The organism is Enterobacter sp. JH25, from assembly GCF_021725435.1.
Classification (GTDB): domain Bacteria; phylum Pseudomonadota; class Gammaproteobacteria; order Enterobacterales; family Enterobacteriaceae; genus Enterobacter; species Enterobacter intestinihominis.
On the sequence record NZ_CP091319.1, the window covers coordinates 4500843 to 4513192 of the forward strand.

At 55.9% G+C, this 12350-nt stretch carries 9 protein-coding genes; 5 read left to right on the top strand and 4 right to left on the bottom strand.

Annotation, left to right across the window (positions count from 1 at the left end):
* Nucleotides 1-15: 15 nt before the first annotated feature.
* Entirely contained in the window at nt 16-840 is an 825-nt protein-coding gene (locus tag L2Y28_RS21630) for a protein bax (protein ID WP_022649749.1), read from the bottom strand.
* A gap of 313 nt (nt 841-1153) precedes the next feature.
* Here L2Y28_RS21630 and L2Y28_RS21635 point away from each other — a divergent pair, with 313 nt between their 5' ends.
* Nucleotides 1154-3184, top strand: a complete 2031-nt coding sequence (locus L2Y28_RS21635) for an alpha-amylase (RefSeq protein ID WP_022649750.1) — start codon at nt 1154-1156, stop codon at nt 3182-3184.
* A 242-nt stretch (nt 3185-3426) separates the two neighbouring features.
* A complete protein-coding gene (avtA, locus tag L2Y28_RS21640; RefSeq protein ID WP_022649751.1) occupies nt 3427-4680 on the top strand; it encodes a valine--pyruvate transaminase in 1254 nt (417 codons plus the stop codon).
* 7 nt (nt 4681-4687) lie between these two features.
* Here avtA and L2Y28_RS21645 read toward each other — a convergent pair whose 3' ends face one another.
* A complete protein-coding gene (locus tag L2Y28_RS21645; RefSeq protein WP_022649752.1) occupies nt 4688-5143 on the bottom strand; it encodes a 4Fe-4S dicluster domain-containing protein in 456 nt (151 codons plus the stop codon).
* Nucleotides 5144-5236: 93 nt separating this feature from the next.
* Nucleotides 5237-6055, bottom strand: a complete 819-nt coding sequence (locus L2Y28_RS21650) for a helix-turn-helix domain-containing protein (protein WP_022649753.1) — start codon at nt 6053-6055, stop codon at nt 5237-5239.
* Nucleotides 6056-6280: 225 nt separating this feature from the next.
* Here L2Y28_RS21650 and L2Y28_RS21655 point away from each other — a divergent pair, with 225 nt between their 5' ends.
* Nucleotides 6281-7681 carry an MFS transporter gene (locus tag L2Y28_RS21655; protein ID WP_022649754.1) on the top strand — a complete coding sequence of 467 codons (1401 nt, stop codon included), beginning with the start codon at nt 6281-6283 and terminating at the stop codon, nt 7679-7681.
* Between the two features lie 10 nt (nt 7682-7691).
* Complete coding sequence (locus L2Y28_RS21660; protein ID WP_022649755.1) at nt 7692-9641, top strand: glycoside hydrolase family 127 protein; 1950 nt, start codon at nt 7692-7694, stop codon at nt 9639-9641.
* A 117-nt stretch (nt 9642-9758) separates the two neighbouring features.
* Here L2Y28_RS21660 and aldB read toward each other — a convergent pair whose 3' ends face one another.
* A complete protein-coding gene (gene aldB / locus L2Y28_RS21665) occupies nt 9759-11297 on the bottom strand; it encodes an aldehyde dehydrogenase AldB (RefSeq protein ID WP_022649756.1) in 1539 nt (512 codons plus the stop codon).
* A 166-nt stretch (nt 11298-11463) separates the two neighbouring features.
* Here aldB and L2Y28_RS21670 point away from each other — a divergent pair, with 166 nt between their 5' ends.
* Complete coding sequence (locus L2Y28_RS21670; RefSeq protein ID WP_022649757.1) at nt 11464-12348, top strand: ROK family protein; 885 nt, start codon at nt 11464-11466, stop codon at nt 12346-12348.
* Nucleotides 12349-12350: the final 2 nt, after the last annotated feature.

Consider the following 12350-nt stretch of genomic DNA (forward strand, 5'->3'; position numbering starts at 1 on the left):
GGAAGGCGTTTTTTATTACATATGTGCGGCAATCAGACGCTGGTTATCCTGGTACATGGAGAACAGGTAGTTGTTGTAGCGCTGTCCCTGGGTGGAATAACCTTTCAGCTTGTGGATCATCGCCGTGGCCGTCACTTCCTGATCCGCCTTACGCAGCTGCGCGCGTGACTTACGGAACGAAGAGTAGGCCGGGTGGGTGTTCAGATTCACCACATAGGCATTCACGGAATCTTTCACCGATTCAAACTGTGAATAGCCCTTCACCTTGCCGGGTGCATTAGTACAACGACCTTTTGCGCATTTCATGCCAAACAGATTGTTGTTGTTGCGCGCCAGCTTCGAGGTGCCCCAACCGCTTTCGGCGGCGGCCATTGTCGCGACCATACTGCCTGGAATAATGTCCACACGCTCTAACAGAGTGTTCCACGGCACACGACGCGTGTTCCCGCTCCACTTCACTTTATAGCGTTTGGCGATGTCTTTCAGGCGAGTGCGCTCAGACGGCGACCAGCGGCTATCGTACTGTTTGGCGATCAGCCAGTTACGATCCGCAGTAATCGCGGCATTTTGACTTTTAATGTAAGGCATTACCGTCCGGAGAAACGCTTTTTTCCTTGGTGTCCCGGAAGGGTATTTTCGCAAATCAGGAAGTGAACTACTCTTTGCACTATTGCGAGAATACTCTTGTTTACTGCTAACCTTACTGCTTGTCGTCTTTATTACGTGGGCTTTCTTACTCGTTGTATCCGTGTGCGTCTTTGCAAGCACCTCACCTGAAAATGCCATGGTGAGTAACATGAGTATCGCGGCCCCATATCGTCGAATGGGAGTCGATATCATTAGGTCTCCTGGTCGGATGTAAGCATTCCAACACCTTATTTTCTTCAAAATTTGAGAGCGGAATCTCAAATCGTACCAAAAATAGTCTTCAAGAGCACGTCTATAAATAGTCCAATTCCGAAACTATGTCATCCGGAACATGCTCATTAAAGCACCAACACTGGAAAAATGTGCGCGATATCGCAGATAACTGCCTAATTTTGCGCGGGATCACTCATCCCTACGCGTCCTCCTGGCAGAAAGCCTCAGAGGAGGAGTTTTTCCCCTGAGCCGAATGGCACACTGGTCAAAAATGCCGCGACAGGAAAATGGAATGAAACGCACTGCATTAGTTGTTCTGATGTTACCCGCATTCGCGCATGCCGACTGGTCATCGCCGGGTTTTGACGCATTCAACGCTGAAGGTACCGGCGTCTTTACCAGCCAGGCAACGCTTGCGAAGGGTACCCGTCCACTGACGTTGAGTCTTGACAACGCGTGCTGGCAGCCGACAAAGGCCATTAAGCTCAACGAGATGCTGTCGCTCAAACCGTGCGAAGGCACGCCACCGCAGTGGCGATTATTCCGTGACGGCGTTTATCAGATGCGTATTGATACGCGCTCTGGAACGCCGACGCTGATGCTGACGGTACAAAGTGCGGCGCCACAGCCTGTCGCAAACGTTACCCGCCAGTGCCCGAAGTGGGACGGCAAACCGCTCACGATCGACGTCGTTAACACGTTCCCGGAAGGCACGGTGGTGCGTGATTTTTACAGCAAACAGACCGCGACCGTTCAAAATGGCAAAGTGACTCTTCAGCCAGCCGCCAACAGCAATGGCCTGCTGCTGCTTGAGCGCGCCGAAACGGACAAACCCGCGCCGTTCAGCTGGCAAAACGCCACCGTCTATTTCGTGCTGACCGATCGCTTCGTGAATGGCGACCCCACCAACGACAACAGCTATGGCCGCCATAAAGATGGTATGCAGGAGATAGGTACTTTCCACGGCGGCGATCTGAAAGGGCTTACCAGCAAACTGGATTACCTTCAGCAACTGGGCGTGAATGCGCTCTGGATAAGCTCCCCGCTGGAGCAGATCCACGGCTGGGTTGGCGGCGGCACCAAAGGGGATTTCCCCCACTACGCGTATCACGGTTATTACACCCAGGACTGGACGAAACTCGACGCCAACATGGGCAACGAAGATGATTTACGCCAGCTTGTCGACGACGCGCACAGGCGCGGTATCCGCGTCCTGTTTGACGTTGTCATGAACCACGCGGGCTATGCGACGCTTGCAGATATGCAGCAATATCAGTTTGGCGCACTCTATTTACAGGGAGATGAGCTGAAAAAAACGCTCGGCGAACGCTGGACTGACTGGAAGCCAGGCGCGGGTCAAAGCTGGCACAGCTTCAACGATTACATCAACTTCAGTGACAAAGCCGCATGGGAAAAATGGTGGGGTAAAAAATGGATCCGTACCGATATCGGTGATTACGACAACCCGGGCTTTGACGACTTGACCATGTCCCTGGCCTTCCTGCCGGATCTGAAAACGGAATCAAAAACCCCGTCAGGTTTGCCGAACTTTTATCAACACAAGCCCGACACCAACGCGAAAGTGATGACGAATTTCACGCCGCGAGATTACCTGACCCACTGGCTTAGCCAGTGGGTACGTGACTACGGCATCGACGGTTTCCGGGTCGATACCGCCAAACACGTTGAGCATGAAGCCTGGCAGCAACTGAAAGACCAGGCCAGCCAGGCGCTGGCCGCGTGGAAGGCAGCCAACCCGGACAAAAAACTCGACGATGCGCCGTTCTGGATGACCGGTGAATCCTGGGGCCACGGCGTGATGCACAGCGATTATTACCGCCACGGCTTCGATGCGATGATCAACTTTGACTATCAGGAGCAGGCGGCGAAAGCAGTGGACTGTCTGGCAGATATGGATTTGACCTGGCAGCAAATGGCAGAAAAGCTGCAAAGTTTTAACGTGCTGAGCTATCTCTCCTCCCACGATACGCGTCTGTTCCGTGAAGGGGGTCAGCGCGCCGCTGAGTTACTGCTGCTGGCGCCGGGAAGCGTGCAGATCTATTACGGCGATGAATCAGAGCGTCCATTTGGTCCGACGGGCTCCGATCCGCTACAGGGAACCCGTTCGGATATGAACTGGCAGGACGTCACGGGTAAACAGGCGTTAACTGTCGCCCACTGGCAGCTTCTGGGGCAGTTCCGCGCCCGTCATCCGGCTGTGGGTGAAGGCAAGCAAACAACGCTGTCAATGAAAGAAGGCTACGGCTTTGTGCGCGAGCACAAGGGCGATAAGGTGATGGTGGTGTGGGCGGGTAATCAGTAGAACAGCCCCCTCACCCTAACCCTCTCCCCTAAGGGGCTAGGGGATTGCACGGTGCGGTCTTTCACCCTCGCCCCTTTGGGGAGAGGGTCGGGGTGAGGGGTACATTCATCAGAACGATTCACTGCAATAATCCCTCTCCACCATACAAAACAACAAATCCGACCACATCCGCCGATTTGCACCAACACGGTGCTGGCGTTATGGTTACTGCCTTTCATATTAAGCCCGACAGATCACCTGCTATGACGTTTTCACAATTCGGCGACAAATTTACCCGCCATTCAGGCATTACCCGCCTGATGGAGGACCTCAACGACGGGCTGCGCACCCCAGGCGCTATCATGCTTGGCGGCGGAAACCCGGCTCAAATTCCGGAGATGAACACCTACTTCCAGACGCTGCTGGCAGACATGCTGGAAAACGGTAAAGCAACCGATGCGCTATGTAATTACGACGGCCCTCAGGGTAAAACAGAACTACTGACGCTTCTGGCGACAATGCTGCGGGAAGCGCTGGGTTGGGATATCGAACCACAGAACATTGCACTGACAAACGGCAGTCAGAGCGCGTTTTTCTACTTATTCAATCTGTTCGCCGGACGCCGCGCCGACGGCACCACGAAAAAAGTGCTGTTCCCGCTGGCACCGGAGTATATCGGCTATGCCGATGCCGGCCTCGAAGAAGACCTGTTTGTTTCCGCACGTCCGAATATCGAGTTGTTGCCAGAGGGCCAGTTCAAATATCACGTCGATTTTGAACATCTGCATATCGGTGAAGAGACGGGCATGATCTGCGTATCTCGTCCCACCAACCCGACGGGGAACGTGATCACCGACGACGAGCTGATGAAGCTGGATGCGCTGGCGAATCAGCACGGCATCCCGCTGGTGATCGATAACGCCTATGGCGTACCGTTCCCGGGGATCATCTTCAGCGAAGCGCGTCCGCTGTGGAACCCGAACATCATCCTCTGCATGAGCCTCTCCAAGCTGGGCCTGCCGGGCAGCCGCTGCGGCATTATCATTGCTAACGAGAAAATCATCACCGCCATTACCAACATGAACGGCATTATCAGCCTTTCCCCTGGCGGCATCGGCCCGGCGATGATGTGCGAGATGATCAGGCGTAACGACCTGCTGCGCCTGTCAAATGAGGTGATCAAGCCGTTTTACTCTCAGCGCGTTCAGGAAACTATCGCCATCCTTCGCCGCTACTTACCGGAGGAACGCTGCCTGATCCATAAACCGGAAGGGGCAATTTTCCTGTGGCTGTGGTTTAAGGATCTGCCCATTACGACAGAGCTGCTTTATCAGCGTCTGAAAAAGCGTGGCGTGCTGATGGTCCCGGGGGATTACTTCTTCCCGGGTCTGGATAAGCCGTGGCCGCATACGCACCAGTGCATGCGCATGAACTACGTCCCGGACCCGGAAAAAATCGAAGCGGGTGTGAAAATTCTCGCCGAAGAGATTGAGAACGCCTGGCGCGAGGCCGGTTAATAAAACCTCAGGCCAGATTACGCAGCCGTTCCGCGCGTAGTCTGGCGGGTTCTATGCAGCGCAGCGCGTGGGTGGGACAGGCTTCGACGCAGGCGGGACCGCCCTCGCGATGCATGCACAAATCACATTTCAGCGCCTGAACGCGATCTCCCACAACCCGAACCTGCATTGCCCCGAACGGGCACGCCACCATACAGCTTTTGCAGCCGATACAGCGAGCCTGCTCAACGAGCCAGGCTCCCGCAGCACGGTAAATGGCCCCCGTCGGGCAGACATTCGCGCAGGGCGCATCTTCACACTGATGGCAGCCCACGGCCGTGGTGAAGGTTCCCCCCTTAACCACGCGGATACGTGACGTAAACGCTTCTGGCGTGGCGCTGCTTTGATGCGACATCATGCACGCCACCTCACAGGTGCGGCACCCGATACATTTTTCAGGATCCGTCAGAATAAATCGGTTCATCAGTTACGCCTCGCGTGCATTAAAACCCGGTTCTGAGCACATCATACATAACGTCCGAGGCAGCGAAGGTGTGATGGGTCAAAGAGGATGCGCTCATCCGGAATTAATATGCTCTTTACAGTACCGCCGTTTCCAGACGGCGGGCGTTAACCCGGTATGTTTCGAGAATATCTGCCGGAAATAACCCACGTCATTAAAACCGCACCGGGTGGCCACTTCAGTTAATGAGGCCGCATCGTTCAGCAACAATTTTTCAGCGGCCCTGACGCGCTGGCGGTGTATTGCCTCCGTCAGGGTTAAATGAAACGTCCGGCGAAATACTCGCCCCAGGTAATCTGCGTTGCAGTGCAGCTCTTTCGCCAGCTGTGAAGTGGATATGGGCAAATGAAAGTGAGTGCGGATAAGCTGTTTGGCCTTCCACGCCATTGCTGCGCCCGCATCATCCGCTTTATCTTCATATCCCGGCGAGAGCGATATCTGCTGCAAAATTAACAGCAAAATTATCTCCAGCGCCTGGCTACGCTGTAATTTTTCCTGCTCGCTTAAAAACTGACGGAATAACGCAATAACATATTGCGGATCCCGCACGCTACAGTGTTGCTCAATCGACAGTGGCGTCGCACCTGGCAACGCAGGCAAGCCTTCATCCACCTCAAAATGCAGCCAGTAAAATTTGAGATCGCCCGGAAAATCTTCCACGCCGACATGCCGCCGCTTCGGCCAAAGTAATAAACTCTCGCCGGCGTTTACCTCAAACAGCGTATTTTCCTCCTGGATCGTTAATGTCCCTTTTTCGACAAAGATTATCTCCCACGAAGATAATTTTCGTGCGGGATGACGACCCACACCCCGGGAGATAAATAACCCGCCATTTTGAACCTTAATCGGAAGTGCTATGGATAATTCAAGCATGGATATTCAATTTCCCGCTTTTATGGTGGCTAATATTGCGTTTATTGTTTGATTATTAATAAATATCAGCAGAACAGCTCGATCAAACTCACAGTTTTACCATCAGGTCGGAATCGTCACCTTTTTATACTTTTCCCTTCCCTTGTTGGTCTGCCCGTTGAATGCAGAATAAATGAGGTACCTTGCACAAATACGATAAAAAATCGTTTATCGAGGAGTTACCCCATGACTTCCACACCGATTACAGACGCAGAAGTTGCAAAACAGGCAGCCGATGACCGACTGTCAGTCCGCGAGAAAATTGGCTACGGCCTGGGCGACGCGGGCGGCACGGTAATTACCTGCCTGATCATGAACTTCCTGACCTTTTTCTATACCGATGTATTTGGCCTGACGCCCGCGCTGGTGGGCACGCTGTTTATTGCCCTTCGGGTATTTGACGCGATTTCCGATCCAGTGATGGGCGTGATTGCCGACCGCACGCAGAGCCGCTGGGGGCGTTTTCGTCCGTGGCAGCTGTGGGTCGCGCTTCCCATCGGGATCGTCGGCGTGCTGACCTTCACCGTCCCGGACGCCAGCATGGGCGTGAAAATCGCCTGGGCGTTCGGCACCTATCTGTTGCTTTCAGTGGGCTATACCGCCATCAACGTGCCATATTGCGCGCTGATCAACACCATGACCACCCGCCACAACGAGGTAATATCCTGCCAGTCCTGGCGCTTCGTACTGTGCGGCGTGGCGGGCTTTCTGGTCTCCGTTGGCCTGCCGTGGCTGGTGTCAGAGCTGGGACAGGGCAATACCGCCCGGGGTTATCAGCTGGGCGTCGGCGTACTGTGCGCCATCGCTGTGGTGATGTTCTTGTGCTGCTTCTTCTGGGTGCGCGAGCGCGTCCCGCTTGCGTTGATGGGGAAATTCACCCTGCGCGAGCACCTGGCGGGCCTGCGTAAAAACGATCAGCTGCTGCTGATGCTGGTGATGTCGTTTCTGCTGATCAACGTCTTCAACATTCGCGGCGGCGGGTACATGTACTTCATCACCTACGTGCTTCAGGGCAGCACGGCGTACACCTCGCTGTTTTTCACCATGGTGACCTTTGCCGCCATTCTGGGCGCGGTGATCGTCAACCCGCTGTCGCGGCGGATTGATACCGTCAAACTCTACTACTACACCAACCTGGTGCTCGCTGCGCTTGCTATGGGAATGTGGTTCCTGCCAGGTGGCCCGGCGCACCAGACGCTCTGGCTTATCGTGATTTTAAGTAACGGCGTGATCCTGGGCTTCACCCTGCCGCTTCACTTCTCGCTAATGGCCTTTGCCGATGACTACGGCGAATGGAAAACCGGCGTGCGCTCCTCGGGGATGAATTTCGCCTTCAATCTATTTTTCATCAAGCTCGCGTGGGCATCCAGCGCCGGGATCATCAGCCTGGTGTTTATTGCCGTGGCCTATCAGCCAGGCGCGGGCAACCAGACACCCGCCTCATTGCAGGGCATCACCGCCATGGAGACGCTGCTCCCTGCCCTTTTCCACCTGCTGCTGGCGGTCGCTATCCGCTGGTGCAGGCTTAACAATCCCGTGATGTCGCGCATTGCCACCGATTTGCGCCAGCGTCATGTACAGTCCTGAGGAGAACGATATGACCATAATGGAAGCCGACCTGCATCAGCTGAAAATCAACGACCCGTTTCTTGGTCAGTACCAACGGCTGGTCCGCGATGTGGTAATCCCCTACCAGTGGGATGCGCTTAACGATCGCGTGGCGGAGGCTGAACCCAGCCACGCCATCGCCAACTTCCGCATCGCGGCCGGTCTGGAACAGGGGGAGTTTTACGGGATGGTCTTTCAGGACAGCGACGTGGCGAAATGGCTCGAAGCCGTAGCGTGGTCGCTGTGCCAGAAGCCGGATGCCGAACTGGAAAAAACCGCCGACGAGGTGATCGAGCTGGTCGCAGCGGCGCAGTGTGAAGATGGCTATCTCAATACCTATTTCACGGTGAAAGCACCGGCCGAGCGCTGGACCAATCTGGCCGAATGCCACGAACTGTACTGCGCCGGACATATGATTGAAGCGGGCGTGGCGTATTTCCAGGGAACCGGAAAGCGCCGCCTGCTGGACGTGGTGTGCAGGCTGGCGGATCATATCGACAGCGTGTTTGGCCCGGGCGAAAACCAGCTGCACGGCTATCCGGGCCACCCGGAAATCGAGCTGGCGCTGATGCGGCTGTACGACGTCACGCAGGAGCCACGCTATCTCAATCTGGTGAAATACTTTATTGAGGAACGCGGCACACAGCCTCACTTCTACGATATCGAATATGAGAAGCGCGGCAGAACGTCATACTGGAACACCTATGGCCCGGCGTGGATGGTCAAGGACAAAGCCTACAGCCAGGCGCATCAGCCCCTTGCCGAACAACAAACGGCCATCGGCCACGCCGTGCGTTTTGTCTATCTGATGGCGGGCATGGCGCATCTGGCGCGCCTGAGCAACGACGAAGGGAAACGTCAGGATTGCCTGCGGCTGTGGAACAACATGGCACAGCGCCAGCTGTACATCACCGGCGGGATTGGCTCGCAAAGCAGCGGCGAGGCATTCAGCAGCGATTACGATCTGCCCAACGATACGGTCTATGCCGAAAGCTGCGCCTCCATCGGCCTGATGATGTTTGCCCGCCGAATGCTGGAGATGGAGGCGGACGGCCACTACGCCGACGTGATGGAGCGCGCACTATACAACACGGTGCTGGGTGGCATGGCGCTGGACGGTAAGCATTTCTTTTATGTGAATCCGCTGGAAGTGCACCCGAAAACACTGGCCTTTAACCATATCTATGACCACGTGAAACCGGTGCGCCAGCGCTGGTTCGGCTGCGCCTGTTGCCCGCCGAATATTGCGCGCGTGCTGACCTCGCTGGGGCACTATATTTATACCGTTCGCCCGGACGCGCTGTTGATCAACCTGTACGTGGGGAACGACGTCGCCATTCCGGTGGGGGAACACACCCTCCAGCTGTGGATTAGCGGAAACTATCCGTGGCATGAGCAGGTGAAAATCGAGATAACCTCACCTGTTCCGGTGACTCACACGCTGGCCCTGAGGCTGCCGGACTGGTGTGCGGAACCGGCTGTTTCGCTCAATGGTCAAGCCATTACAGGCGAGGTCTCCCGTGGATATTTATACCTCAACCGCCGCTGGCAGGAAGGCGACACGCTGACGCTGACGTTACCGATGCCGGTCCGCCGCGTGTACGGCAACCCGCAGGTGCGCCAGCAGGCGGGGAAAGTCGCATTGCAGCGTGGGCCGCTGGTTTACTGCCTGGAAGAAGCCGATAACGGCGCAAATCTGCATAACCTTTCTTTGCCGCAAGACAGCGCGTTTCGGGTATTTGAAGGCAAAGGCATTTTCGCGCACAAGATGCTGATACAGGCGGAAGGGATTGGGTGTCAGGCGAAGGACACTGATGCCCTGTGGCAGTACGACCACTCGCCGGTAGAACGTCAGCCCCAGACGCTGACCTTTATTCCATGGTTCAGCTGGGCAAACCGGGGAGAAGGGGAAATGCGGATATGGGTGGATGAAGGCTGAATAACTGCGGCCTGTTGCCCTCACTCCAGCCCTCTCCCACGGGAGAGGGAGTAAAAAGTAGGCCGGGTAAGGCGAAGCCGCCACCCGGCTTTAACCCGGCTCAGGCCGCCCGGGAGATTAAAACAGCCCCAGCGGTTTATCGGAGTAGCTGACTAACAGACATTTCGTTTGCTGGTAGTGCTCCAGCATCATTTTATGGGTTTCGCGCCCGATGCCCGACTGTTTGTAGCCGCCAAACGCCGCATGAGCCGGATAGGCGTGATAGCAGTTTGTCCATACGCGTCCGGCCTGAATGCCGCGGCCCATTTTATAGGCAAGGTTACCGTTACGGCTCCAGACGCCCGCCCCCAGGCCATACTGCGTGTCGTTAGCGAGCTCCAGCGCCTCGTCCATGGTTTTAAACGTGGTGACGGCCAGCACCGGTCCAAAAATTTCCTCCTGAAAAACGCGCATGTTGTTCTTACCGAACAGGATAGTCGGCTCAAGGTAGTAGCCCTCCTGCAAATCGCCGCCCAGCACCTTACGACGACCGCCGGTCAACACATCGGCCCCCTCTTTTTTACCGATATCAATATAGTTGAGGATGGTTTCCAGCTGGCCATACGATACCTGCGCCCCCATCTGGGTAACGTTATCCAGCGGATTACCGCTGCGAATCGACTCCACGCGCCGGATCGCCCGCTCCATAAAGCGCTCATAAATGGATTCCTGCACCAGCGCGCGGCTCGGACAGGTGCAGACTTCGCCCTGGTTAAACGCAAACAGCGCAAACCCTTCCAGCGCTTTGTCGAAGAAGGCATCCTCTTCATCCATCACGTCGGCAAAGAAGATGTTCGGCGATTTCCCGCCCAACTCCAGGGTGACCGGAATGATGTTCTGGGTCGCGTACTGCATAATCTGCTGACCCACTTCCGTTGAGCCGGTAAACGCCACTTTGGCGATACGCTTTGAAGTAGCCAGATATTCGCCGATCTCTCCCCCGGCCCCGTTGACCACGTTAATGACCCCCGGCGGCAACAGGTCGCCAATTACCTCCATCAGCAGCAGTACCGAAAGCGGCGTTAAGCGTGCAGGTTTCAGCACAACGCAGTTACCCGCCGCCAGCGCGGGCGCCATTTTCCAGCTCGCCATCAGCAGCGGGAAGTTCCACGGAATAATTTGCCCCACCACGCCGAGCGGCTCGTGGAAGTGATACGCCACGGTATCTTTGTCAACTTCACTTATTCCCCCCTCCTGGGCACGGATGCAGGACGCAAAATAGCGGAAATGGTCGATCGCCAGCGGCACGTCCGCCGCCGTGGTTTCGCGGATCGGCTTGCCGTTGTCCCACGTTTCTGCGGTCGCCAGCAGCTCCAGATTCTGCTCCATCCGATCGGCGATTTTGAACAAAATGGCCGCTCTGTCCTGAACGGACATTTGCCCCCACTTATCTTTCGCCTTATGCGCCGCATCCAGCGCTAAATCGATATCCCGTTTGCCCGAACTGGCAATTTCACACAGCGGCTGGCCGGTAACGGGCGTCAGGTTGGAATAGTATTCACCGTCGACGGGCGCCACCCAGTCGCCGCCGATAAAGTTGTCATAGCGGGGCTTCAGCTTAAGGGGAAAACCATACTCGCCAGGCTGGATACGCGATGAGGGAGGATTGTTTGTCATGACCGTCTCCTTGCTGTTGTTGTACAACAAGGGTAGTTCCGGCTGGTGATTTTCTCGCCAGCGGGTAGCGGGTTTACGAGCCGCATCACGGATTACCGTACTTTACGTTTCGTTTCTGCCGCCGCAGCCATACTTAATAGCTCAAGGGCTCATGAGGAACGATGCAATGCAGCTATTTATCGGCTTTGACGTGGGTGGAACCCACATCAAACACGGCGTAATTAATGAAAACGGCGAAGAACTGACATCCGATGAATATGATACGCCGGACGATGAAAGCACCTTCAAAGAGAAGTGGAAAACGGTAGTGGATAAATACTGCCAGGAGCACGAGATCGCCAGTATTGGCGTGAGTTTTCCAGGACATATCAATCACCATACCGGCGAAGCGGCCAAAGCCGGGGCGCTGGACTATCTTGACGGCGAAAACCTGTGCGAACTGTTCGCACAGCTGACCGATCTCCCCGTGACAATCGAAAACGATGCCAATTGCGCGGCGCTAGGCGAGCGCTGGCAGGGCGCGGGCAAGGACTATGAGCATTTCGTCTGCATCACCATCGGCACCGGCATCGGCGGCGGTATCGTCATGGAGGGCGATCTCTACCGCGGGTCGCACTACCGGGCGGGTGAGTTTGGCGTGCTACCCGTAGGCAATGAGGGCGAACCGATGCATGAAGTGGCGTCCGCCAGTGGCCTGATGAAAGCCTGCCGCCGCGCGCTGGCCGTGTCGGAAGATGAGATGCCTGATGGTGAGGAGCTGTTTAAACGCATGGACAGCGACGTGCATCTGCGCGAGGCCATTGAAGCGTGGGCGCATTGTCTGTCGCGCGGTATTTACAGCGTGATCTCTATGTTTGATCCGCAGGCGGTGCTGATTGGCGGCGGCATTAGTGAGCAGGAGAAAATCTATCTCCTGCTGGATAAATATTTACAGCGATTCGAGGAGTGGGAAGCGCTCCGGGTGCCCATCCTTCCCTGCGAGCTGGGTAACCAGGCGGGAAGGCTGGGCGCGGTCTGGCTGGCTAAGCAGAAGCAGGCGCGCAGCGCTTAACG